We start from the raw sequence: 24,913 nt of genomic DNA on the forward strand, positions 1-24,913 counted from the left end.
GCCGCCGCGCATCCCGGAGCCGGGAGTGCCATCGCGGGCGCTGCGCCCGCGGCGGGGCGCCCGCGGCGGGGAACGGCGTGAGCGGAGCTCAGCCGTCCGGAAGCCCTGACGGACTCAGCCCCGCGGGCCGTCGGCCGCCGGCGCGGCGGGTGGCGCCGGCGGCCCCTCCTCGGGATCGGTGACCACGAGGATGACGTGCCTCGCGTCGTCGCTGTGGACGGCGCTGGACCGACAGCCGGACGGGAGGTACAGGGCCTCGCCGCTCAGGGTGGAGACCTCGGCGGCGACGTCACCCGGTGACAGGAGCGTCCAGTGGCTCGATCCGGCGGACTGGATCACCAGGACGTGGCCGGAGGGTGGCCGGGCACCGGTGGCGTGCGCGACCTTCCAGCCCAGCAGGGCCGTGAGGCCGGTGGCGACGTATGCGGCCAGTGCCGCGTCCGGCGATCCGCCCGCGTCCAGGGGCACGACGGGGTCGTTCTCGGGCCAGAGCAGCCCGAAGGTGCGGGCGAAGTGGGCGTCCAGGAAGAGCGCCAGCTCCTGGAGGTAGGGGTCCAGCCCGGGGCGCTCGCTCAGGCGTTCCCAGTCCACGTGCACTCTCCTTCGGCGGCGCCAGCCACCACAGCGATGTCGGAGTGTCAAGCATGGAGCATCGGCGTGTCGGACGGCATCACGATTTTCAGGTATCCAGCAGGCCCGTCCGACTGGCGGCCACGCCCGCCTGGAAGCGACTGTCGGCGCCGAGCTGCTCCAGGATCTCGGCGATGTGACGGCGCGCGGTGCGCAGCGACATGCCCAGCCGGCGGGCGATCGCCTCGTCCTTCAGCCCGTCGGCGAGCAGGCGCAGGATCGTGCGGTGCAGTTCCCGGGCGACGGCCTCCATCTCGCGTCCGGTCGACTCCTGGAACGGGGTGGCCTGGCCCCAGGTGAGTTCGAACATCTCGTACAGGTAGGCGACGGTCGACGGTTCGCGGATGACCACGGCTCCCAGCTCCGGGCCCGCGGCGGGGAGGAAGGCGGTCTCGCGGTCCATGATGATGATCCGCCCGGCCAGTTCGTGCGTGGTGCGGTATTCGGCGCCCAGGACGGAGGCGGCGGCGACGTAGGCCTGACTGGGGCCGTTGAAGCGGGCGGTGTGGTGGTAGAGGGTGCGGATGCGCACGCCGCGCTCCAGCATCGCCCGGTCGCGCACCAGTGCCTCGGACATCGCCTCGGGAATCCGGGCGCCGCCGCCGGGCTGGCAGGAGACCACCTCGGTGGTGCACTGCTCGCCCAGCCGGTTGAGCAGGAAGCGCACCTCCGCCAGTGTGGGGATCACCTCGATGCCCGCGCCGGCCTCCCGGCTGTCCGGGAACAGCGGGGAGAACTCGTCGAACCGGCTGCGCATCCGGGCGATGTCGTCCTGGCGCTGACGGATCTCCGCCTCGACGGGAGCGGCGCGCCGGAAGAAGGCCGAGTCGGGGGAGACCACCCTCAGTGCTTCCTGCCTGGCGCCGGCCGGCGCCAGCAGTCCCGAATCGAGCAGCCGCTCGACCGCCGCCGTCACGCCGGACGGGGACAGTCCCGTCGCCTGCGCCACGACCGCCGGATCGTGGGCGCCGGTGTAGCGGTTCTCCGCAAACCATGCGTAGACGGACAGGTCGGATTCGTGCCCCTGACCTGCTTCGGTCCGACGCTCTGTCACATCGCGATCGTTTTTGTCCATATTTACCCCCACACCCCTTTGCTGTCAGGCAAGTTGATGAACGGCTCCAAGCATGTCGGCGATCTTCGATGCCCGCCAGAGTGGAGCCATGGCCCCTTCACCCAATGGGGCAAATGCCAATGAACCCACGGGAGATCCCCATGAAGCGCATCATCCTCATCACCGTGGCGCTCCTCGGCGCTGCTGCCGCCTGGCTGACGCCGGTCGCCTCGGCCACCTCGGCGCCCGCCCGCCACGACGTTCCCACCGCGGCCGGTGTCCTCACCTGCCCGCCCCTCACCCGCTGCGACGACACCTCCTGGGGAGGCTGAACCTTTGTTCACGACGCGAGAGAGGGAGATCCTCGTCCACCTCGCACAGGGCCGCACCTCCCGGGCGATCGCCCGCCTGCTGCACCTGAGCCACCACACCGTCGAGACCCACGTCCGCAACATGCGGGCCAAGAGCGGAGCCAGCAGCCGCACCCAGCTGCTGGCCATCGCCCTCGGGCTCGACGCCGCCGGGCCTGTCGTGCCCGTCGGGCCCGGCAGGGGCTGATTCAGTCCGAATCCGAGCAGCACTCCCCGACGGGGGTCGGACAAGTCCGGCCGGCCGGCGGCTCGCCCGTGGGCGACGCCCGGACCGGCGGGAACCGGGCGTGCTGGGAGGACCACTCCGAAGAAGGGGGATGTCACAGACCGATGGAAATACCCATTCTGATATGTGCGGGCCAGCCGCTGATGCGCAGCGGACTCTCCTCGGCCCTCGTGGCCGAGCCGGACATCCGGGTGGTCGGTGAGACCGCGGACGGGAGCACCGCCAGCGCGCTGGCCCGGGAGCTGAACCCCGCCGTCGTCGTGGCCGACTTCGAGCTCGCGGACATGACGGGGATCGATCTCGTCCGCGAGCTCCTGAGGCCGAGCCGGGAGGCCCCCCGCACGCTGCTGATGGCACCGGCCGAGGGCGACGCCGTCCTGGAGTCCATCCTGGCCGGCGCCACCGGGATCGTCACCCGGAACACCCTGGTGGAGGACTTCCCCCAGGCGATAAGAGCCATGGCCACCGGCCACTCCTTCCTCTCCCCCGACATCGCGGCCCTGCTCCTGGGCTGGGTCCGCGACAAACAGCCCGCGCTGTTCCCGGCGCTCGGCCTGAACCTTCTCACCTTCCGCGAACGCGAGATCCTGGCGCTGCTGGCGAACGGGATGTCCAACGCCGAGATCTCCAAGCGGCTCTGCATCGTTCAGTCGACGGTCAAGTTCCACATCTCCCAGCTGCTCAGGAAACTCGGACTCAGGGACCGCCTGCAGGCCGCCGTTTTCGCCCACCAGAACGGTGTCACCTGATGTTGCGACAGGACCAGCACCACAGCACCCGTTGGCTGCCGTGGACCAAGGGGACGACGGGGTTGCCCCGCCTCTACTGCCTCCCCTTCGCCGGCGGGGCGGCGCACTTCTTCCGCCCTTGGACGGAGGCGGCCCGGCACCTCTCCGTCGAGGTGGTCCCGGTCGAACTGCCGGGCCACGGCACCCGCTTGCGTGACCCCTTGCTGACCGACATGGCCGCCATGGTGGACGCGCTGTGCGAGGAGGTCCTCCGGCGGGAGAGCGGGCCCTTCGCGATCCTCGGGCACAGCATGGGCGCGAAGATCGCGTACGCGGTGGCCGAGGAGCTGGAACGGCGGCCCGGGGGCACGCCGCCGGCCCGGCTCTTCGTGTCCGGGGCCCTGCCGGCCTCGGCCGCCGAGCCGAGGCCGCTGCACGGCCTGCCGGACGCCGCGCTCATGGCGGAGCTGTCCGCGATGGGCGGCACGCCTCCCGAGATCCTCGCCAACGCCGAACTGATGGAGTTCATGCTGCCGGTGATCCGGGCCGACCTGACCCTGCTCGAACAGTGGCACGCGCCGGCCCGGAGCCGGGTCTCCTGCCCCATCACGGCGTTCGCCGGCCGGGACGACCGGATCGTCCGGGCGGATCTGACCGCGGGCTGGGCGGACCACACCTCGGCGTCCTTCGCCCTCCAGGTCCACCCCGGGGACCATTTCTTCCTCCGGGAGGAGATGGAGGGGATGCTCGGCCGGATCGCGGCCGACCTCCACGAGCACCCCGGCGACCGGCCCGCCCCGGGCGGGGCATGACGGTGGCGTCACTCCCCTTCGACGCCGACCTCGATCAGTCCGGTCGCCTCGGCCAGCGCCCGTCCGACCTCCTGCGGCGACGAGCCGAGGGCGATGACGTGGCCCAGCCGGTCGTAGGCGCTCCGCGGCGGCCGGACCTCGCGCCCCGGCGTCGCGCTCACCAGGACGCGCTCCACGCCCGGCACCCGCTCGGCCTGCCGGACCCCGTCCACGCCGGTCAGCCGGCCCGGCCGCGGCGCGGTCAGGAACCGCAGGCCGGCCCGGGACGCGTGGTCGGCCGACAGGTTCAGCGGCAGGCCGGCGGCAGCGCGGATCTGCTGCTCCAGCAGGTCGATCCCGGTGGCCGGGCGGATCAGTTCCGGGATCATGCCGCCGGCCAGCCGTCCGTTGATCTCGATGACGGCCGGACCGTCGGCGGTCAGCCTGAGCTCGACGTGCGCCGGGCCGCGCTCGAAGCCGACGGCCTTCAGCGCCTGCCGGGCCGTGTCGGCGATCCGGTCGGCCAGCGCGTCGTCGATGTCGGCGGGGAAGAGGTGACCGGTCTCGACGAAGTGCGGCAGCGGGCTGACGGTGCGCTGAGTGACGCCGACGCACCGGGCCTCGCCGTCCTCGCCGAACATCTCCGCGCTGAACTCGGGCCCGTCCAGGTACTGTTCGACCAGCACCGCGCCCGGCGTCCGCTGGCCGCGCACGTTGTGGGTGACGGCGAGCAGCTCGGTGGCGTGCGCGGCGGCGGTCACGGCGTCCTCGCACCACAGCACGGACTGCGAGCCGGACTCCCCGACCGGTTTGACCACGCAGGGCAGCCCCACCGCGGCGACGGCGGCCGCGACCCGGTCCGGGTCCGTGACGATCGCGAACCCGGGCTGGGTCACCCCGGCCTCGTGCAGCGCGGTGCGGGTCAGCACCTTGTTGCGGCAGCGGGTCATCGCCTCCGGCGGGTTGCCGGGCGTGCCCAGGGCCGCGGCCGCCCGCGCGGTGTGCTCCAGGTAGAACTCGCTGGTCGTCGTGACACCCGCCACCCGGCGTCCGGCGCTCACCCCGGCGATGGCCGCGGTCAGCGCGGCCTCGTCGTCGGTGTCGCAGACCACGACCCGGCAGCCGGTGTCGGCCAGGTCCGGGTAGCGCGCCGCGTCCTTGGTGAACAGCACCGGCTCCAGGGCCAGCCGGACGGCGGTCCGCAGCGCGATCATCCCGGTGCCGGTGGTGTTGGACTCGACGAAGAGCAGCAGCCGGCGGTCCCGGCGGGGTATCCGGGCGAACGACCAACTGGACACCGTGGCACCGTACTCCACCTCCTCCGGGGCGTCGGCGACGGCGCCCCGCGGTGCGCCCCGGCCGGCGTCGGCGGCGGCGTCGGCGTAGACGCTGTCCACGTAGCGGTCGCCGCGGTCCGGCATGATCCCGACCAGCCGGGTGCCCGGCTCGGCGCGGGCCGCGAGGTGGGTGAGGACCCGGTAGACCGACCCGGAGGTGTTCCCGCCGAAGATCTTCTGCTCCTGGGCGAGCCGGCGGGTGGCGTCGAAGGCCTCGTCGTCGGACAGCCAGTGCACCTCGTCGAAGACGCGGTAGTCGATGTTCTCGGGGATGAGGCTGTTGCCGAGCCCGCCCTGCTTGCGGGTCGGGCGGTCCGGCTGGGCGAAGAGCACGCTGCCCACGCAGTCCACGCCCACCACCGAGACGTCGGGCAGGCGTTCCAGCAGCGCCTTCGACGTCCCGCAGAGTGAGCCGCCGCTGCCCACCGCCCCGACCAGGACGTCCACCGACCCCAGGTCGGCGACCAGTTCGCCGGCCAGGCCGCGGTACGCGGCGGGGTTCTGCGGGTTGCTGTACTGGCGCGGCCAGAACGCGCCGGGCAGGTCGGCCATCAGCTCGGCCAGGCGCTCCAGCCGGGCGCTCTGCCACCCCTGCCCGGTCATCTCCGCCACGATGTGGACCTCGCAGCCCAGGGTGCGCAGCTTGGCCAGGGTGATGGGGTCGATGCGCGGGTCGGTGACGATGTGCACGGGGTGGCCGAGGTACGTGCCGACCAGGGCCACCCCGAGCGCCATCGTGCCCGAGGAGCTCTCCACGATCGGCCCGCCCTCGGCCAGCGCGCCGGTGCGCCGGGCTTCGAGGATCACCTGCCGGGCCACGCGGTCCTTCATCGCGAAGAGGTTCTGCATCTCCAGTTTGGCGAAGACCTCGACGCCTTCGGGGGCGTCCACCCGCAGCCGCACCACCGGGGTGTGGCCGATGCCGTCGATGACCGATTCCTGCCGCATGTGTGCACGTCCTTAGGAGGTGTGGGAACTGCCCTGCCGGGAGGGCCGGGGGAGGGTCCGGAACAGCAGCGTGTCGTCGCCCAGGGCCTCGCAGGCCGCGTGCGCCTCGGCCACCTTGCGGGCGCGGTCCGGGTCCGCGTCGTCGAACAGCAGGCCCAGCATGGTGCCGCTGTGCGCGCACACGACGCCGAGCGCCCCGGTCCGCCCGGCGATGGCCAGCATCGCGTCCAGGTGCCGCTTGGGTGCGAACCGCTGGTTGAGGACGGCGCTGCGGGTGGTCACCCGACCCACGGCGGCGAGGTCCCCGGCGCGCACGGCCGCGGTCAGGGTGTCCAGCAGTCCGGTGAACTCGGCGGTGTCGGCCGGCGAGTAGCGCTTGGGACGCTTGTTGAAGGCGACGGTGTCCAGGTGGCCGCCCTCGTCCACGGCCACCACGGTGGCGGGCGCCAGCCCGCCGAGGGCCTCGCGCAGCCGCACTTCGCGGTGCTCGAAGACGACGACGCCCGGGTGCATCACCCCGTCGGTCGGCTCGATCGGGCGCAGCCAGTGCTCCACCGCCGCCGGGCCGGTGTCCAGTCCCAGCGCGCCGCCGACCGCCCGCGCGGTGGCGACCAGGTCGGCCGAGGAGCTGGCCAGTCCCTTGCCGATGAGCAGGTCGCTGTCCAGGATCAGGGTCCCGCCGCCACCGGGCTGGTGCACCGTCAGCATGGCCTCGGCCAGCCGCAGGGACTTCTTCTTGTGGGCGGGGAAGACCCGCAGCGGACCGGCCCCGTCGAAGCGGAACCAGGCCCGGGAGCGGAGCGTGATCGGCAGGGTGACGAGGAAGTCCGTGCCGTCGGGCAGCCGTCCCTGGAGCAGTTCGCCGAAGGTCCCGGAGGCGTCGGCGCGGCCGCTGCGCAGGTCCGCGCCGGGGCGGCGGGTGATGAGGCTGGGGCCGGTCACGGGGTGCCCGCCGGGGTGCGCTCGGCGGTGTCCTCGACGGCCAGCAGGGCGTCGACGCGCGCCACGGCGACGCTCGCCGCCTCGCCGCGCACCAGCCACTGCCCGGAGACCTCGCGGTAGCCGCGTTCCTGCGCGGCGAGCATGGCGCGGACGGCGTCGGGGTGCGTCGACCCCGCGGAGTTCTTGACCCGGACGGCCTTGTCGGCGTCGAGTGCGCCGGACAGCAGTTCGGCGGGTTCCGGCACCCGGTGGCCGTGGTCCTCGGCGACCGCCGCGAGCAGCGGGCCGTCAGGGGTGGCCGCGGTCAGGTTCTTGGCGATGGCGGCCCTGACGTAGGCCCCGGCGATCACCTGCGCCGTCCGCCAGGGGACGCCGGCGTCCAGGGTCAGCCGGTTCGCGAGGGTGAAGGCGCCGAGGAAGTCCCCCTCGCAGGCCTCGCGCATGCGGTCGGTCCGGAAGGTGGCGGTGGCGAGGACGGTGTGGGCCAGCCGCAGGGCCGAGCGCAGCGCGGCGAACTGGGCCTGGAGGTGCCGCCCGGCCTCCTTGGAGACCTCGACGCTGTTGGCGTACGGGGTGCCGTGCTGGGCGAAGGCGAGCTGGGTCGCGCAGCCGACGACGTGCGAGCAGCGGCCGCGGATCCTTTCCAGGACCGGGAAGTTGCGCTTCTGCGGCATCGCGGCCGAGATCCCGGCCAGCGCGTCGGGGAAGTCCACGAACCCGAACCCGGCTCCGCTCCACGTCATCAGGTCGGTGGTGAACCGGCTGAGGAGCACGGCGAAGTTCGAGAGCTCGGACGCGACCGCGAGGGCCCAGGACCGGGAGGCCACCGACACGAGGGCGTGCGGCTGCGGCTGCCGGAAGCCCAGCAGCCCGGCCATCCGCTCGCGGTCCCAGGGCAGTTCCTGGCCGGCCATGCTGCCCGCGCCGAGGGGCGAGCGGTCGATCTCGTCGTAGGTGGTCAGCAGGCGCCGGGCCGCGCCGAGGGTCTCCTCGGAGAGCGCCGAGAGGTAGAAGGCGGGTGTGATGGTCTGCGCGGCCTGCGCGTGGGTGTAGCCGGGCATCGGGCTGTCGGGCAGTTCGGCGGCGCGCGCCGCCACCGTGCGTCCCAGGGCGAGGAGGTCCCCGGCGAGGGCACGGACGTTCTCCCGGCAGGACAACAGCTGGCCGCAGGCCTGGAAGTCGTTGCGGCTGCGGTCCACGTGCCAGGCGGCGAACGGGGCGGTACCGCCGCGGGCCACGTGGCGTTCCATCGCGAAGAAGATGTCCGACATGTTGTCCCGCGGGTCCGCCCGGATCAGCTCGGGGGTCAGCTCGTCGAGCCGTCCGGCGATCGCGGCCGCCCCCTCCGGGTCGACCAGGCCCATCCTGCGGTACTCCAGCAGCAGCACCTTCTCGATCGACACGTAGTGCGGCAACAGGGCTTCGGCCTCGTAGCCGAACTGCGGGGCCAGCACCTCCTCGTCCCAGACCTCGCTGGGCACGCCGTCGATCCGGCCGGTCACTGCCATGTCTCTCCCTCGGGGTCGGTCTGGTTCTCCCGGCGCGTCGCGGCGTGCCGCTCCAGCTCTGCGGCCAGCCGTGCGACGGTCGGGTTCGAGAAGAAGGCGTCGACGGTGGTCTCGACGCGGTGGTCGGACGACAGCCGGGCGAGCAGGCGCAGCGCCTGCAGCGAGTGGCCGCCGACGGCGAAGAAGTCGTCGTCGACGCCCACCCGGTCGACGCCGAGGACTTCGGCCCAGACGCGGGCCACCAGTTCCTCGGCGGCGGTGCGCGGCGGGACGTGGCCGGGCGGTGGGGCCGGGACGGCACCCCCCTCGGGCCCCGGGCCCGCCGGGAGCCGGGACAGCGGTGTCGCCGGGTCGGCGAGGGCCGCCGTGAGCACCGCCGCGTAGTCGGAGAGCAGCCCTTCGGCGGTCTCCCGTCCGAACAGAGCGGTGTTGTACTCGAGGCGGGCCGTCGTGCCGGACACCTCCAACAGCAGGTCGTCCTCGGCCGCGGTGGACGGGGGCCCGAAGCCCTCGGCCGCCGTGACGTTGAACGCCAGCTGGTAGAGCGGGGGCAGGCCGGGGCCGCGCTGCGGTGCGAGCTGCTCGACCACGGTCTGGAGCGGCATCTCCTGGTGGTCGCGGGCCGCCCGCCACACCGCCCGGACGCGTTCGACGAGCCCGCCGTACGAGGGGTCGCCCGAGGTGTCCACCCGGAGCACCACCATGTTCACGAAGGTGCCGACGAGGGGCAGCAGTTCGGGGCGGTCCCGGCCGGAGAGCGGCACCCCGAGGACGATGTCGTCCCGGCCGGAGCGCCGGTGGAGCAGGGCCGCGTACCCGGCGAGCAGGACCTCGAACGGCGTGACCCGGTACCGGCCGGCGGCCTCCGCGAGCGCGGACGCCGTGCCGGCCGGGAGTTCGGCCCGGAGCTCCGCGCCGGCGAAGGACCTCCGGGCCGGCCGCGGCAGGTCCAGCGGAAGGCCGTGCGCGGGTGGCAGACCGGCGAGCTGCGCCCGCCAGTAGCCGGCCAGCGCGGCGATCTCGGCGCCGCCGAGGCGCTCGCGCTGCTGCCGCGCGTACTCGCCGTAGGAGAGCGGCAGTCGGGGGACGTGCGGCAGCCGGTCCTGTTCGAACGCCGCGCAGAACTCGGTGATCTCGGCGTGGAGGTTGAAGAGTGACGGGGCGTCGCAGACCGCGTGGTGGGCGACGAACAGCAACCGCCAGCGCCCGGCGCCGAGTTTGACCAGTCCGGCGCGCCACAGCGGTGCGCGGGAGAGGTCGAAGGCGGTGTGCTTCAGCCGGTCGGCGAGGGCCTCGCGGTCCGCGCGCTGCTTCTCCTCGGTCCGGCCGGACAGGTCGACGGCCTCCAGATCGAGGTCGACGCGGTCGTGGACGACCGCGGTCAGTGTGCCGTCCACGACCCGGAACCCGGTGCGCAGCGCCTCGTGCCGGTCCACCACGGCGGCCAGTGCCGCCCGGATCTGTCCCTCGGAGACGTCCCCGTGCAACGGCCACTGGTCCGCGACGTGGTACAGCGCGGTGTCGGCGGCGAACCGGCTGGCCAGCCAGGCGCGTTCCTGCGCGAAGGAGGCGGCGGTCATCCGGCCTCACCGCCGGGCAGGACGTGGCCGGCGAGCCGGACCGGGTCGCCGAGGACGACGGCGACCTCCCGGGGGCCCTCGTACGGCTCCCGGCTGTGGGCCATCCGGATGTTGTCGACGACCAGGACGTCGCCGTCTCGCCAGGACTCGCCGAAGGCGGCCGCGTCGTAGACCGCGTTGACGGTCTCGACGGTGTCGGCGCCGACCGGGGTGGTGTCGCCGTGGGCCGTGGTGAACGGCAGACCGGCCGGCCCGTACTGGTCGAGCAGGTACTCGCGGATCGCCGGGTCCAGGGTCAGTTCGTTGAGGAAGGCGATCTGGTTGAACCAGCCGGGCACGCCGGTGCGGGGGTGGGCGACGACGGCGGCCCGGCGCTGCGCGGTGCGCAGCCGGCCGTCGTCGAACCACTCGTGCCGGATGCCCTCGGCCGCGCAGTAGGCGTCGACCTGGGCCCGGTCCTCGGTGCCGAAGGCGTCGGTCCACGGCAGGCCGACGTCCTGGTACGTGCGCAGCAGCAGCCAGCCGTGCCGACGGAACGGCTCGACCAGTTCCGGGGGGAGGTTGCGCAGCACCTGCTGGGAGTCGGCGAGCATCGTCCGGCCGCCGCGGTCCGGGGCGGTCAGGCACCCGAACACCAGCAGACCGGGGACCTCGGAGGCGTAACTCTGCTCGTGGTGCATGCACATCGGGGCGTCCGCGGGCCAGTGCGAGGCCGAGTAGACCGTCTGGCCGTGGCGCTCGCGGGGCGCGAACCCCTCCCGCTCGACCATCGGCTCGACCCCGAGGGCGGCGGTGACGGCCGCGAGGTCCGCGGCCGAGGCGACGCCCAGGCCGCGCAGGAGGACGGCCCCGGCCGTCTGGACCTCGGTGAGGACCTCTCCGCGGTGCTCGGCGGCCCACTGCGGGCCGGGGGCGGCTTCCAGCACGCGCAGGACCGGTGCGGTGCGGGTGGTGGTGGTGCGGGTGGCGGTGGTCATCGCCGCGCCTCCGCGGTCCGGCCGGCCGCCTTGCGGTCGAGGAGTCCGGCCACCTCGGCGACGGTCGGGGTGGCCTTCAGCTCGCCCACCGTCACCGCGCGGTCCAGGGCGATCGCCAGCCGGATCGCGGCCAGTGAGGTGCCGCCGAGCTCGACGAACCGGGAGCCGCGGCCGACCTGGTCGAGCGGGACGTTGAGCAGCTCGGCCCACAGCCGGGCGACCCGGCGCTCGGTGTCGGTCTCCGGGAGCGCCACGTCGCCGTCGGCGGACGGCCGGCCCTGCTCCCGGGCCGCGGCGGTCAGCGCCTTCTTGTCGATCTTGCCGTTCGCGGACAGCGGCAGCCTGGCAAGGCGGTGCAGCCGGCCCGGCACCATGTAGTGCGGCAGGACGGCGGCCAGGGCCCGGTCCACGGCCCCAGGCTCCGGGGCGGCGGCGCCGCTGTAGAAACCGACCAGCTGCGGGTCCTCGGCCGAACCCGCGATCACCACGGCGCCGTCGCGGACGCCGGGGACCTGCAGCAGGCGGTTCTCGATCTCGCCGATCTCGATCCGGAATCCGCTCACCTTCACCTGCGAGTCCCGGCGGCCGAGGTACTCGAACTCGCCGGAGGGCAGCCGGCGTCCGAAGTCGCCGGAGCGGTAGAGGCGTTCGCCCGGCCGGTACGGGTCCGCCCGGTACGCGGCGTCCGTCCGGGCGGCGTCGTTGACGTACCCCCGGCCGACGCACACCCCTGCGAAGACGATCTCCCCCGGCGCCCCGTCGGGGACCATGCGCAGCTGCTCGTCCACCACGTACACGCGGACGTTGCGGGTCGGCGGGCCGAGCGGGACGGACCGGCCGGCCGGCGGGCGGTGCATCACGCCGTGGTTGGTGTCGTCCGAAACCTCAGTCGTGCCATAGCAGTTGACCAGCGGAATGCCGGGGAAGGCGGCGAACCACCGGTGCACCAGTTCGGTCTTGAGCGCCTCTCCCGTCACCGCGAGGCAGCGCAGTGACGGCAGGCCGAGGCTGTCGCCCTGGAGGGTCTCCAGCACCAGGTCCAGGTAGGAGGGCACCAGCTGGGCCACCTGGACGCCCGCCCGGGTGACGGTCTCCACGAAGCGGCGGACGTCCGTGATGGTGTCCTGTCCGATGATCTCCGTCCGGCCGCCGACCAGCAGCGCGCAGAGCAGCTGCCACAGCGAGATGTCGAAGCACTGCGGGGCGGTCTGGGCGATGACGTCGCCCTCGCGGACACCCAGGTCCTCGATCTTGGAGTAGAGGTGGTTGAGGAAGCCGGCGTGCTCGCACATCGCGCCCTTGGGCTCACCGGTCGATCCCGAGGTGAAGTAGATGTACGCCAACTGGTCGGCGCGGACAGGCAGTTCGAGGTCCTCTTCGGGGCCGGGCCCGGCCGGCACCCCGGTCAGCACCGAGACGGTCACGTCGCCACGCCCCCGCACCGCCTCGTCGAGCTGGGCCAGCCCCCGGTCCGCCAGCACCCGGCGGCAGCCGCTGCGCTCCAGCACCACGGAGATCCGCTCGGCCGGGAACGCCGGGTCCAGCGGGAGGTAGCAGCCGCCCGCCTTGAAGATCGCGATCACCGCGGCCATCCACTCCAGCGAGCGCTCGGCCACCACGGCCACCACGTCCTCGTCGGCCAGCCCCTCCCGCCGCAGTGACCGGGCGATCCGGTTGGCGCGGCCGTTCAGCTCCGCGTACGTCCAGCTCCGCCCGGCCTGCACCGCGGCGACCGCGTCGGGGTGCCGGCGCACCCGTTCCTCGAACAGCTCGTGGAACCGGCGGTCCGGCAGCGGCCGGACCGGCCCGCCCGAGCCCGCGAGCACGGCCGCCAGCTCCTCCCCGCCGACCAGCCCATGCGCGTCGTGCGCGTCGTCCGGGGAGGCGGTCATCCGCTCCAGGACCGTCCGGACGTAACCCTCGACGCGGTCAGGGCCGACGTGCTCCTGCTCGGCGGCCTCCCGCCCGACCCGCTCGGCCTCGGCCCGCCCCTCCGGGGTGGCCACCCGGGCGACGAGCTCGCGCCAGCTCGCGCCGCCGTCGCCGAGCGCGTCGGAGCCCGTGAGCACCGCCGCCACCTTGAACGACGCGGCCAGCCGCACGGTGTCCGGGCCGACCCCGGTCCCGGCCGCCAGGGCCGCGATCGCCGCTTCGGCGTTCGTCATGATTCGTCACCTTCCGGTTCGTTCCGTCGTGCCGGCAGGGGCCAGGGCAGCCGCGCACGATCACGTTTGTTGGTGGCGGTGCGCGGCAGGTCGGCCAGCACCGCGATCAGGTCGGGCACCGCGGGGGCCGGCAGCCGCGCCGCGAGGAGCCGCCGCAGCCCCTCCCCGGAGACTCCGGGGTCGGCCACCACGTAGCCCACCAGGCAGGGGTCGCCGGACGCGGTGGTGCGGACGGCCGCGGCGGCCTCCCGCACGCCGGCCTGCTGCTCCAGCACAGCCTCGACCTCGTCCAGTTCGACCCGGTTCCCGCGGATCTTCACCTGGTTGCCGGTCCGGCCGGTGAACGCCAGCGTGCCGTCGGCCCGCACGTAGCCGCGGTCGCCGGTGCGGTACAGCGTCCGGCCGGGCCGCCAGGGATCCGGCAGGTACGCCGAGGCCGTCTCGGCGGGCCGGCGGTGGTAGGAGCCGGCCAGGAACGCGCTGCGCAGGTGGATCTCGCCGGGCACCCCGGCCGGGCACGGCCGGCCGAGGCCGTCGAGGACGAGAACCTCCCGGCCCGGGATCGCCCCGCCGATCGGCACGGTGGCCGGGAACGCCCCGCCCGGGGGCAGTTCGTGGTGGGTGGCGAGGATGCACTCGGTGGGCCCGTACAGGTTGTGCAGCCCCGGCCGCACCGGCCGGTGCGCCCAGGCCTCGGCCAGGTCCACCGGGAACACCTCACCGGCGACCAGGACGTGTCGCAGGTCCGGCAGTTCGCCGCCCTGCGCGTCCAGCGCCTCGGTGATCAGCCGGAAGAACGACGGCACCGTCTGGATCTGCCCGATCCGTTCCCGCCGCAGCCAGCGCACCACCGAGACCGGATCGCGCCGGGCCGCGGCGGGCGGCAGGCAGAGCGCGGCGCCCGCGGTGAGCGCCGCGAAGATCTCGGTGTACGCGGCGTCGTAGGTGAGCGGCGCCCACTGGGCGACCCGGCTCTGCGGCCCGATCCCGAACCGCTCCCGCTGCCACTCGGCGAACTGCGCGAACGCGGCCCGCGAGAGCGCGATCCCCTTGGGCGTCCCGGTGCTTCCCGAGGTGTGGACGATGCACAGCGGGTGGTCGGCGACCGGTGGGGCCGGGAAGCAGACGTGCTCCCCCGGCGAGTCGTCCCCCGGGGCGGCCTCCAGCGGAAGCACCGGCAGGCCCGCGAGCCGGCCGTCCGGTCCGAGGAGCGCGGGGTGCGCCGCGGCGGCGGCCTCGTCGGCCAGCACGCAGACCGCCCCGGTGCCGGCCAGGATGTCGCGGAGGCGGGCGTCCGGGTCGGCGGGGTTCAGACAGGTGAAGGTCGCGCCGGTGCGCATCGCGCCGAGGACGGCCGCGATCTGGCCGGCGCCGCCACTCGGCAGGAGCGCCACCACCTGCCCGGGGCCCGCGCCGTGGCCGGCCAGGGCGCGGGCGATCCGGCAGCTCCACCGGTCGAGCCCGCCGTAGTCGAGCGTGCCCTCCGCGGAGCTCACCGCGACCGCCTCGGGGGCTTCCTGCACCCGCGCCGCGAACTCCTCGTCCAGGAAGGCCAGGTAGTCACGGTACGGCCGTGTGGTGGCGGGGGCGGGTGCCGGGTAGGGCGCGGGGCGGCCGGAGAGGTCGAGCTCGGCCAGGGGCCGGTCGGGGGTGTCGAGCCCGAACCGCAACGCCCGGACGAGGTGGCCGGCGAAGCCCTCGGCCGTCACCCGGCCCGGCAGCGTGCCGGTGAGGGCGACGGTGAACTCGTCCGGCCCGGTCACGGCCAGGATCAGCCGGCCCTCCGGGTCGGGCGGGGAGTCGACGGTCACCTCGGCCGTGACGCCCGGCAGGTCCAGGGCCGCGGCCGGAAGGCCGTGCCCCGCGAACGCGGCCCGGATCGGGAAGGCCGGTCCGTCCGCGCCGGCCTCCGGTGCCGTACGCACCGCGGCGCGCAGTCGAGCGGACGTCAGGGCGTCGGAGAGGTCCAGCCGGATCACCCGGTGCGCCGGGCCGTCCAGCACGGTCACCACGGCCTCGTCCGTGCCGGCGTACCTGCCGAGCACCGCGGCGAAGGCGGCGAGCACCCGCTCGGCCGCGTCGCCGCCGGGCTCCGCGGGCAGCTTGCGGGACGCCCGCTCGCCCGGGAGCCAGGCGCCCGGCAGGGGTCCGGTCGCGGGCGGCGGCGCCGGTGCGTCCGGAATCCGGGCGCGGTAGGCGGCGCCGAGGTCCCGGGCCAGCCCCGCGACCGACCACGCGTCGGCCCGCTCCCGGTCCACCGTGAGCAGGAGTTCGTACGCCCCGGCGCCCAGCCCGGCGAGGCAGGCCCGCAGCCGGGGGCGGCCGGCGGGCCCGACCGGCCGGGCGGCCTCGTCGGCCGCCAGGTCGGCGAGGACGCGCCGCTGCTGCTCCCCGGCGGACCGCGAGAGGTCGATGACCCTCAGCCGGACCCGGCCCGGCCGCTCCCCCGCCGCTTCGAGCTCCGGATGCGCCGCCACGAGGTCGCCGACGGCGGCCGACAGCGCGGTGACGTCCAACTCCCCCGTCAGGCGGGCGCGGAGCACGGCGTTCGCGGGCGGGGCCGCCGCGGGAGCGCTCACGACCCGCTCCGCGCCATGCGGTCCGTCACGGCCGAGGCGAGCCCGGCGACGGTGGGGTCCAGGAGGAACGCCCGCAGCGGGAGGTCCACCTGGTACTCGTAGCGGACCCGGTCCATCAGCCGCGCGATCGCCAGGGAGTCGCCGCCGAGCAGGGTGAAGTCGTCGTCGCGGTTGACCCCTGCCAGGCCGAGGATCTCGCTCCAGATCGCGGCGATCCGCGTCTCCGCCGGCCCTTGCGGCGGTTCCGTGGCCTCCGCCGTCCGCTGCAGCGGGACCGGCGGCAGGGAGCGGCGCTCCACCTTGCCGTTGAGCGTCCGGGGGATCGCCGTCATACGGACGAACACCGAGGGCACCAGGCCGGGTGCGAGCCGCTGCGCGGCGTGCGCGCGCAGCTCGGCGTCCGAGACGTCCGGGGCCACCACGTAGGCGACCAGGGCGGTCGACGCGTCCTCCGTGACCGCCGCCGCGCAGACGTCGTGCACCCCGGGACGGCTGCGCAGGGCGTTCTCGACCTCGCCGAGGTCGATGCGCACGCCGTGGACCTTGACCTGCTGGTCCCGGCGGCCGTACAGCTCCAATGCCCCGTCGGGCCGGAACCTGCCGAGGTCGCCGGTGCGATAGGTGGTGGCCGTGCCGCGCCACTCGTCCTCGCCGAGGTAGCCGAGGAGCGGGAACGGGACCTCGATCTCCACCTCGCCGAGCGCGTCCTGCGGATCGCCGGGCCCGGTCAGCACCCGGGCCGCCACGCCCGGCAGCGGCCGGCCGACCGGCACCAGCCGGGCGTGGGCGTCCTCCTCCGCCGTCCGGTGGAAGAGCTTCGTCATGGTTGTCTCGGACGGCCCGTACAGGTTGACCAGCTCCTTGCCGCCGCCGAACAGGCCGCGCCACCACGAGACGTCCGAGGGGTGGAGCTGCTCGCCCGCGAGCAGCACGGCGCGCAGGGCCGGGAAGGAGCCGGGGGTCAGGGCGGCGGAGCGCAGCGTGCGGAAGAGGGTCGGCACGCAGTGCAGGACCTCGACCTCGTTCTCGGTGAGCCAGCGCGCGAGGCCCTCGCCGACCGGCGTCTCGGCGGCCGGGTTCACGCAGACGGTGCCGCCCGCGCACAGGGGGGTGAAGGCGTCGCGCAGGAACGCGTCGAAGCCCGGCGAGGTCAGCTGGGAGACCCTGGTGCCCTCGCCGATCCCGAACTCGGCGATCTCCCAGTCGACGAAGTGGTGGACGGCCCGGAGGCTGCCGCGGATGCCCTTCGGGCGCCCGGTCGTCCCCGAGGTGAAGTAGACGTATCCGCGGTCCTCCGGGGCGGCCCGCTGCCAGGCCTCGGCGGACCACTCGCGGGACTCCAGCGTCTCGGGGCGGACGAACCCGGCGCCGTCGGGCAGTTCGCGCCCCTCGAGCACCTCGCGGCTCGCCGTGTCGGCGACGACCGCGCCCGGACGGAGGGTGGCGAGCACGCCGTCCAGCACGGCGGCGGGCAGGCGGGGGTCGACCGGTGCGAACGTGCGGCCGGCGGCCATGCAGCCGAGGACGGCCGCGATCACCTCGACCGGGTCGGCGCAGGAGAGCAGGACCGGGTCAGCGGGCCTGCCGGTCCGCTCGAACGCGGCCTGGTAGCCGGCGACACGGCCCGCGAGATCCCGGTAACTCACTTCTCTGCTACCGGACCTGACGGCACAGCGGGAGCTGTCGCGGGCCAGGCTGTCCGCCCATCGCCTCAGAACCGTCGGCGTTGTCATATCAATCCATCCCTGATTCGCTGTGCGATGACGGTCATCGGGTCGATGCTGGGCAGGTGCCGGGTCAGCCCGCGGGCCTCGATCGCCCGGGTCACCAGGTGCAGTTCGGTGCATCCGGCGACGAACGCGGCGGCCCGGTACTTCGGCAGCAGTCCGCGGACGAAGGCGATCGTCGCGAGCCGGTCGCCGTTGCGCTTGAGGCGGTAGACGTGGCGGTGCAGCTGCTCCTGGTCCTCGTCGTCGGGTAGGACCAGGCGGTGCGCGAACTCGGGCCAGCGCTCGTGGTCGGTGAAGACCCCGGCGAGGACGCTGCCCCGGGTACACAGCACCAGGTGCCGGCCGGGGCGCTCGGCGAGCTGCTCGAAGACCAGGTCCACCAGGGAGACGCAGCGGGAGCTCAGCCGCCCAGGCAGCAGCCGGATCGCGGGGTGCGCGGTGATGCAGGCCACCACGACGACGTCGGCGCCGGCGGTGAGCAGGCGGTCGACCGAGTACTCCAGCGCCTCCCGGACGAGGTCGACCGTCCCGGACTGGATGGCCGTGGTGCGGTCCGCCACGGCCGGGTCGGACCACAGCAGGATCCGCGCGGCGAGCTGCTCGTGCTCGGGCGGTTCGAGTCCGTACACCGTGTTGAGGAGCTCGGTGGAGGCCAGCGGGCCCATACCGCCGATCACGCCGATCAGCGGCCTGCGGGTGCCGGGCTCCCCGGTGCGCGCGGGGGCGTCGGCCGGGGTCGGCCGCACGGCGGTCGTCGGGTGCGTGGTGACGCGTTCTCGGATCATCCCAGGCACGGCAGGTCGAACTCCTCCAGGAAGATCGCGAAGGTCGCGATGACGAGCAGGTAGTCCGTGTCCAGGTGCGGGTGCACGGTGCGGGCCCCCGACGTCTGCCGGCGGATCAGCTCGGCGACGACGGCCGGGTCGAAGTAGCCCTGCCGGCGCACGGTCGAGGGCGAGAGCAGGTCGTTGAACCAGTCGTCGCCGGCCAGCAGCAGCTCGGTGCTCGTCTGGCTGCGGAAGCCGAACTTGCGGCGGTCCAGGACTTCGGGCGGGACGAGGCCCTCGGCCGCGCGGCGCAGCACGGCCTTCTCCCGGCCGTGGGCCGTCATCAGGGACGGCGGGATCGTGGTCGCGTGCCGGACGACGTCCCTGGCCAGGAACGGGAAGCGCATCTCGACGGAGCTGGCCATGGCCATCCGGTCGCCGTGGTCGCCGAGCAGGTGGTCGGCGAGCCGCAGGTGGAAGTCGAGGTAGGAGCGCTGGTGCAGCGGGTGGCGTCCGATCAGGCGCTCGGGTTCGACGAGGCGCTGGGCGGTCACCGAGAAGCCGTCGAACTCCTCGGCCAGCGGGCCGCTGTAGAGCTGGCGGCGCAGGTCGTGGGCGGGGAGCTGGTCGGTCTCGTACCGCAGGTCCAGGCCCCACATCCGGTGGGCGGCCTCGCGTTCGAGCTGCTCCTCCAGGAGGTCGGCCGTCCCGCGGCCCGGGCCGCCCGTGTCGAACAGGTAGCCCGGGTAGCCGCCGAACAGCTCGTCGGCGCCCTCGCCGCTGAGCACCGCGACCGTGCCGGTGGCGCGGACCTTGCGGGCCAGCAGCATCGAACAGACGTTGTAGGACTCCTTCACCGGGGTCTCGGCGTGCCGGACCATGCTGCTGAGCAGGCCGGCGGTGTCCGCGGCGTCCACCGGTACCTCGTGGTGCCGGGTGCCGATCTTGCCGGCCACCAGCCGCTGGTAGCGCGCCTCGTCGATGCTGCTGCCGGGGAAGGTCACCGCGTAGCTGGGCCACGGGTGGTCGGGGCGCTCGGCGGCCATGAGTCCGCCGATCAGGCTGGAGTCCAGGCCGCCGCTGAGGTACATCCCGACGGGGACGTCCGCGACCGAACGGGAGCGGACGGCGGCTTCGAGGAGGCCCCTGGTCCGGTCGGCGTACCCGTCGAGCACGCGCGGGTCGCCGAGCGCGGCGGCGTCCCGGTGGCGCGCCTCGTCGTCCCAGAGCGGGTAGTCGAGGTCCCAGTAGCGCTCGGTGCGGTGTCCCGAGCGGTCCGCGACGAGCCGCTCGCCGGGGCGCAGCGACCGGATGCCCTCGAACATCGTCCGGGGGCTCACCAGTCCGGGCAGCGAGAGCACCTGGTCGAGCCCGCGCAGGTCGACCCGGCGTTCCACCAGCGGGTGCCGGAGAATGCTCTTGATCTCCGAGGCGAAGATGATCCGGCCGGCCACCACCGTGTAGAAGAGCGGAAGGACTCCGCAGTGGTCGCGGGCGAGCAGCAGGCGGTCCTCGCGCCGGTCGTAGAGGGCGAAGGCGAACTGCCCGTCGAGGTGTTCGGTGAGTTCGGTGCCATATTCCTCGTAGAGGTGGACGAGCACTTCCGTGTCCGATCCGGAACGGAATCGGTGGCCTTTTCGCCGGAGTTCGTCACGCAGGCTCCGGTGGTTGAATATCTCACCGTTGCACACCGAGACGACCGAGGAATCCGGGGTGGCGTGGGGCTGCCCGCCGCCGGCCAGGTCGACCAGCGACAGGCGGCGGAATCCGGCGGTGAACGCGCCGGTCTCACAGGTGGTGTGCGCGTCTGGGCCCCGGTGCACCAGCGCGTCGGTCATGGCCGTCAGGACTTCGGGGTCCAGGCCGGCCGGGTCGTCGAGTCCGTAAACCCCAGCTATTCCGCACATCGAGCTCAGGCTCCTATCACCCGGTCGCTCACGCGAATCCTGACGGAATCCGCTGTTCCTTCGATATGTCCGTCGGTCACATTAGGAGCGGCGCCGCGCACGGGTCAACGTTTTACCGCTCGTCCTTTCGGCCAGAATCCCGGCCGTACCGAAGTACAGGTCAGGTCCCGACCTGCGGGCGGCGACGCACGGGGCTTTCCCGGCCTAGCGTGAGAGCCGAACAATTTCGCGTGGCATCGACGGTGAGGTTGGGAACTATGCGCGTCCTCGGCTACAGCGGGCTGAACGGCGGCCTGGAATTCAAGCGGGAGGCTTTCCCCGGGCTCGATACCCGGCTGCACAGGTTCGCCCAGGGCTACGACTCGGCGGCGGCCCTGGTGATCGACGGCGAGGTGGTGGCCGCCGCCGCGGAGGAGCGGTTCACGGGGGAGAAGACCACCGGGTCGTTCCCCGTCAACGCGATCGAGTTCTGCCTGGCGCAGGCCGGTCTGGGGCCCGATGACATCGACGTCCTGGCGCACGGCTTCGCCTACGGGGAGCCGGCCGGCAGCTTCGAGAGCCCCTACTCCTCGGCCAGGTTCCGCGAGGTGTACTCGACGGAGTCGCAGCTCGCGCTGGCCGAGAAGTTCCTCCCGGGCCGGCCCTGGGGCGACCGCTTCCGGCCCGTCCCGCACCACCTGGCCCACGCCGCCAGCACCTTCTACCCCAGCGGGTTCGAGGAGTCGCTGATCGTGGTGAGCGACGGGATGGGCGAGTCGGAGAGCCTCACCGTCGCGGTCGGCAGGGGCGCGGACATCGAGGTGCTCCAGACCATCCCGGCGATGCACTCGGTCGGGATTCTCTACAGCCTGGTCACCCACCACCTCGGCTTCGTCCCCTTCATGGACGAGTACAAGGTGATGGGCCTCGCGCCCTACGGCGACCCGCAGCGCTACTACGACCGCTTCGCCGCCATGGTGCGGCTGCGGGAGGACGGCACGTACACCGTCCCCGTGCTGGCCCGGGACCGCACGGCCTTCGAGCACGAGACCCACGAGGGCGTCCTGCGCGAGCTGGCGGCCGTGCTCGGCCCCGCCCGGCTCCCGGGGCAGCCCTCGACCCAGGACCACGCCGACATCGCCGCGGGCCTGCAGGCGATCACCGAGCAGGCGATGCTGCACGTCCTGCGTGCGGCCCGCGAGCGCACCGGCCTGAGCCGGCTCTGCCTGGCCGGCGGTGTCGCGCTGAACTGCACGCTCAACGGCCTCGTGTCGCGCAGCCGTCTGTTCGACGACATCTTCGTCCAGCCGGCCTCCAGCGACGACGGCACCGCGATCGGCGCGGCGCTCGCGACAGACGCCGCCGCGTCCTCCCGGGCCGGCCGGATGTCCATGCCGTACTGGGGGCCCGGGTTCTCGGACGAGGAGCTGGCGGCGGCGGTCGGCGAGCCGGAGGGCTGCACCGTCGAGGAGTTCGCCACCGACGCCGACCTCGCCGAGCGCGTCTCGGAGCTCCTGGCCGACGGCTGCATCACCGCGTGGGTCCAGGGCCGGATGGAGTTCGGCCCCCGCGCGCTCGGCAACCGCAGCATCATCGCCGACCCCCGGACCGAGGCCATGCGCGACCGCCTGAACGAGGTGGTCAAGGAGCGCGAGAGCTTCCGGCCGTTCGCGCCGGTGGTCCGCGTCCAGGACGCCACCGAGTACTTCGAGATCACCCCCGGCACCGAAAGCCGGTACGCCCACATGCTGTTCGTGACGCAGACCCGCGCCGAGCACCGCGAGAACCTCGGCGCGGTGACCCACGTCGACGGCAGCGCCCGTGTCCAGGTGCTCCACCCCGAGAGCAACCCGCGGTTCTTCGAGCTGATCGGCGCCTTCGGCCGCCGCACCGGCACCCCGGTGGTGCTGAACACCTCCTTCAACCTGCGCGGCCAGCCGGTCATCGCGACCCCGCAGGAGGCCCTGCGTACCTTCCTGCGCTCGAAGCTGGACGCCCTCGTCCTCGGCCGCACCCTCATCGTCAAGGACGCCAAGGAGTCGATCGCCGATGTCGGCTAGCCTCATCCAGCCCCGGCAGCCGGCCGCCCACGCGACCCTGCCGCCCGACCGGCCGCGGCCGCCGGTGCCGCAGTTCCGGCGCGCGTCGGTGAGCGTCGACGGCGCCGCCTTCGCCGAGTGCCTCGCGGAGGTCTCGGCCCGGTACGGGGTCGAGGCGCAGACGGTGGCGGTCGCCGCAGTCGCCGCCGCCCTGGCCGCCCGCCACCACCGCGGCCGCACCGCGCTCGCGGTCGGCACGCTCCTGGGGCCGGCCCGAATCCTCGACGTCGAGGTCGACCTGGGCGGCCGGGCCGCCGCGACGGTGACCCTCGGCCGGCTGGACGCCGAGCTCGAAACCGGACTCGAACCCGAAGCCGGGCAGGAGTCCGCCGGGCGCTCAGGCGTCGCGGTGCTGTTCGGGCGCCCGGCCGAGGAGTGGCGGGGCATCGAACCCCAGCTCGCCGACCGGGACCTGGTGCTCAGCCTCGACCCGGACCGCAAGGAGGCCGGCTGCGAGTTCGACCGCGACCTCTACGACCCCGCCGGTGTGACGGCCTTCTGCGAGGACGTCCGGCAGGTGCTGGCCGTGCTCCGGGACTCGCCGGACCTGCCCGTGCTCGACGTCGAGGAGACCGCGGGCCCGGACGCGGCGGAGGCCGCCCCGGCGACGCCCGGCCTCCCCGAACTGACCGCCACCGAGGACCTCCTGGCGGGCGTCTGGGCCGAGGTGCTGGACGTCTCCCCCGCCGAGATCGACGCCGGCTCCGACTTCTTCGCCCTGGGCGGGCACTCTCTGCTGGCCGCCCGGGTCGCCATGCGGGTGGGCACCGTCTTCAGCGTCGAGCTCACCGTGGAGGACCTCTTCCACCATCCTGTGCTGTCCGCGCTCGCCGACTGGATCGACCGGGCCTCGCCCGCGACGGTACGGCCGATCCCCACGGCACCGACCGGCGGCGCCCACCCTCTCAGCTCCGCGCAGACCGGGATCTGGCTCGCCGAACAGCTCAACCCGGGCGCGGCGCAGTACAACTTCCCGCTGTACTGGCGGCTGCGCGGCACGGTGGACCCGGAGGCGCTGCGGCGGGCCCTGGACGAGCTGGTGCGGCGTCACGAGGCGCTGCGGCTGCGGATCACGGAGTCGGACGGCGGCCCCGTCCAGACCGTCGCCCCGGTCTCGGCGGCCCCCTTCGAGACCGTCGAGCTGCCCGGACCCGACGAGGCGGCCCTCGCCGCGCTGGTCGAGCGCACCGTCAACGCGCCCTTCGACCTGGCCGGGAACGCGCTGCGCGCGGTGCTCGTGCGCCTCGCCGACGACGACTGGGCCTTCGTCCTCGTCGTCCACCACATCGTCTGCGACCAGTGGTCGCTGGCCCACCTCGTCGACGAGCTCGGCACGCTGTACGCGGGCCGGGCGACCGCGCCGGACGACGGGCCGCGCACCGGCTACCTGGACTACGCGGCCTGGCACCGGGACGTGCTGGCCGAGCGGCTGCCCGCGCTGCAGGACCACTGGCGGGAGAGCGTCGTCGGCGCCCCCGAGGTGGACCTGACGGCACTGCACCTCTCCGACGCCGGCCCCGGCCTGCGCAGCGGCTGCCACCGCTTCGAGATACCCGCCGGGCTGCTCGGCGAGGTCGAGGCCCTCGGCCGGCGCAGCGGCACGACCCCGTTCATGGTGCTCTACGCCGGGTTCCTCGGGCTGCTCCACCGCTACTCGGGCCAGCACGACCTCACCGTCGGCACCTCCGTGGCCGGCCGCAGCCACCCGCAACTCGAAGCGCTGGTCGGCTCGTTCGTCAACCTCGTGCAGCTGCGCACCGGGCTGGCCGACGGACTCCCGTTCCGTGAGCTCCTGGACCGCGCCCGGACCACCGTCATCGACGCCTACGTGCACCAGGACTACCCGCTGGAGACCGCCCTGCGGGAGCGGCGGGTCCACGGCGCCCAGGGCTCGCCGCTGACCTCGGTCATCTTCGAGCTGCTGAACGTCGACCCGGTGCGGCTCACGCTCCCGGGCGCCACGGCCGAGGAGGTGCCCGTCCGGGTCCGCTCGGCGAAGTTCGGGCTGATGGTGACGCTGGAGTCCACCACGTCGGGGACCATCGGCAACGTCGAGTACCGGGCCGACCGCTACGACGCCGCGCGCATCGCCCGGTTCGTCGAGCACTACCTGTCGCTCCTCGCGGCCGTGGTGCGGGATCCGGAGCTGCGGGCCGACCAGTGGCTGCCCGCCGGGGAGCCGGTCGCGCCGGACCAGACCGCCGCGGGCCCCGGGGCCGTTCCCCAGCAGGAGCAGGCGGCCGCCGAACCGGCCCCGGCCTCCAGCCGGCGCGCCGCCCTCGAAACCGTCCTGGCCGACATCTGGGCCGACGAGCTCGACGTGGACGCCGTCGGCGCCGACCAGGACTTCTTCGCGCTCGGCGGCTACTCGCTGACCGCGACGCGGATCGTGGCGCGGGTGCGGCGCGAGCTGTCCGTCACGGTGCCGCTGCGCGTTCTGCTCGTCGACGGGACGGTCGCCGCGCTGGCGGCGTACATCGAAGCGCACGAGCCCGACCTCCCGGGTCTGCACAGGACAGTCCGGGTCATCCGGCTGGCGCGGGCGGACGTGCACCGGCAGCGGCAGCGGCAGACCGCCGATCAGGAAAGTTGAGC

The 24,913-nt window shown here is 74.0% G+C and carries 18 protein-coding genes; 6 read left to right on the plus strand and 12 right to left on the minus strand.

Annotation, left to right across the window (positions count from 1 at the left end; genetic code table 11):
• Positions 1-114: 114 nt before the first annotated feature.
• Positions 115-591, minus strand: coding sequence for a hypothetical protein (locus ACZ3YO_RS18610; protein WP_465570321.1), 477 nt, complete (start codon positions 589-591; stop codon positions 115-117).
• Positions 592-679: 88 nt separating this feature from the next.
• Entirely contained in the window at positions 680-1,684 is a 1,005-nt protein-coding gene (locus tag ACZ3YO_RS18615) for a helix-turn-helix transcriptional regulator (RefSeq protein ID WP_465570323.1), read from the minus strand.
• Between the two features lie 161 nt (positions 1,685-1,845).
• Here ACZ3YO_RS18615 and ACZ3YO_RS18620 point away from each other — a divergent pair, with 161 nt between their 5' ends.
• The 4 genes from ACZ3YO_RS18620 to ACZ3YO_RS18635 all read left to right on the plus strand — a co-directional run bounded on the left by ACZ3YO_RS18620 (position 1,846) and on the right by ACZ3YO_RS18635 (position 3,821).
• Entirely contained in the window at positions 1,846-2,016 is a 171-nt protein-coding gene (locus ACZ3YO_RS18620; protein WP_331741448.1) for a hypothetical protein, read from the plus strand.
• A 4-nt stretch (positions 2,017-2,020) separates the two neighbouring features.
• A complete protein-coding gene (locus ACZ3YO_RS18625) occupies positions 2,021-2,242 on the plus strand; it encodes a response regulator transcription factor (RefSeq protein ID WP_465570324.1) in 222 nt (73 codons plus the stop codon).
• A gap of 143 nt (positions 2,243-2,385) precedes the next feature.
• Positions 2,386-3,030 carry a response regulator transcription factor gene (locus ACZ3YO_RS18630; protein WP_331741444.1) on the plus strand — a complete coding sequence of 215 codons (645 nt, stop codon included), beginning with the start codon at positions 2,386-2,388 and terminating at the stop codon, positions 3,028-3,030.
• The gene (locus ACZ3YO_RS18635) at positions 3,030-3,821 is read left to right on the plus strand and encodes a thioesterase II family protein (RefSeq protein ID WP_465570326.1); all 792 of its coding nucleotides are present in this window, start codon (positions 3,030-3,032) and stop codon (positions 3,819-3,821) included. The genes ACZ3YO_RS18630 and ACZ3YO_RS18635 overlap by 1 nt, the downstream gene beginning before the upstream one ends.
• Positions 3,822-3,829: 8 nt before the next feature.
• Here ACZ3YO_RS18635 and ACZ3YO_RS18640 read toward each other — a convergent pair whose 3' ends face one another.
• The 10 genes from ACZ3YO_RS18640 to asnB are packed head-to-tail and all read right to left on the minus strand — an operon-like array spanning position 3,830 to position 20,240.
• A complete protein-coding gene (locus ACZ3YO_RS18640; protein ID WP_465570328.1) occupies positions 3,830-6,085 on the minus strand; it encodes a pyridoxal-phosphate dependent enzyme in 2,256 nt (751 codons plus the stop codon).
• Positions 6,086-6,097: 12 nt separating this feature from the next.
• Positions 6,098-7,027: a GHMP family kinase ATP-binding protein gene (locus ACZ3YO_RS18645; protein ID WP_465570329.1), complete on the minus strand. Its 930-nt coding sequence runs from the start codon at positions 7,025-7,027 to the stop codon at positions 6,098-6,100.
• Positions 7,024-8,535 carry a lyase family protein gene (locus ACZ3YO_RS18650; protein ID WP_465570331.1) on the minus strand — a complete coding sequence of 504 codons (1,512 nt, stop codon included), beginning with the start codon at positions 8,533-8,535 and terminating at the stop codon, positions 7,024-7,026. Before ACZ3YO_RS18650 ends, ACZ3YO_RS18645 begins: the two co-directional genes overlap by 4 nt.
• Positions 8,526-10,115: a condensation domain-containing protein gene (locus ACZ3YO_RS18655; RefSeq protein ID WP_465570332.1), complete on the minus strand. Its 1,590-nt coding sequence runs from the start codon at positions 10,113-10,115 to the stop codon at positions 8,526-8,528. Before ACZ3YO_RS18655 ends, ACZ3YO_RS18650 begins: the two co-directional genes overlap by 10 nt.
• Positions 10,112-11,092 (minus strand): TauD/TfdA family dioxygenase, encoded by a 981-nt coding sequence (locus ACZ3YO_RS18660; protein ID WP_465570333.1) that lies wholly within the window; start codon positions 11,090-11,092, stop codon positions 10,112-10,114. Before ACZ3YO_RS18660 ends, ACZ3YO_RS18655 begins: the two co-directional genes overlap by 4 nt.
• Positions 11,089-13,257, minus strand: a complete 2,169-nt coding sequence (locus tag ACZ3YO_RS18665; RefSeq protein WP_465570335.1) for a non-ribosomal peptide synthetase — start codon at positions 13,255-13,257, stop codon at positions 11,089-11,091. Before ACZ3YO_RS18665 ends, ACZ3YO_RS18660 begins: the two co-directional genes overlap by 4 nt.
• Entirely contained in the window at positions 13,254-15,836 is a 2,583-nt protein-coding gene (locus tag ACZ3YO_RS18670; RefSeq protein WP_465570337.1) for an amino acid adenylation domain-containing protein, read from the minus strand. Before ACZ3YO_RS18670 ends, ACZ3YO_RS18665 begins: the two co-directional genes overlap by 4 nt.
• Positions 15,833-17,683 carry a non-ribosomal peptide synthetase gene (locus tag ACZ3YO_RS18675; protein WP_465570339.1) on the minus strand — a complete coding sequence of 617 codons (1,851 nt, stop codon included), beginning with the start codon at positions 17,681-17,683 and terminating at the stop codon, positions 15,833-15,835. Before ACZ3YO_RS18675 ends, ACZ3YO_RS18670 begins: the two co-directional genes overlap by 4 nt.
• Positions 17,566-18,351, minus strand: a complete 786-nt coding sequence (locus ACZ3YO_RS18680) for an aspartate/glutamate racemase family protein (RefSeq protein ID WP_465570340.1) — start codon at positions 18,349-18,351, stop codon at positions 17,566-17,568. The genes ACZ3YO_RS18675 and ACZ3YO_RS18680 overlap by 118 nt, the downstream gene beginning before the upstream one ends.
• Entirely contained in the window at positions 18,348-20,240 is a 1,893-nt protein-coding gene (asnB, locus tag ACZ3YO_RS18685) for an asparagine synthase (glutamine-hydrolyzing) (RefSeq protein ID WP_465570341.1), read from the minus strand. Before asnB ends, ACZ3YO_RS18680 begins: the two co-directional genes overlap by 4 nt.
• A 257-nt stretch (positions 20,241-20,497) precedes the next feature.
• On the opposite strand from asnB, the gene ACZ3YO_RS18690 reads away from it, so the two are divergent.
• Together ACZ3YO_RS18690 and ACZ3YO_RS18695 are read left to right on the plus strand one after the other, a co-directional pair.
• Positions 20,498-22,279, plus strand: a complete 1,782-nt coding sequence (locus tag ACZ3YO_RS18690) for a carbamoyltransferase family protein (protein WP_465570343.1) — start codon at positions 20,498-20,500, stop codon at positions 22,277-22,279.
• Entirely contained in the window at positions 22,269-24,911 is a 2,643-nt protein-coding gene (locus ACZ3YO_RS18695) for a condensation domain-containing protein (RefSeq protein ID WP_465570345.1), read from the plus strand. Before ACZ3YO_RS18690 ends, ACZ3YO_RS18695 begins: the two co-directional genes overlap by 11 nt.
• Positions 24,912-24,913: the final 2 nt, after the last annotated feature.

Source organism: Kitasatospora sp. NPDC022785, from assembly GCF_055561295.1.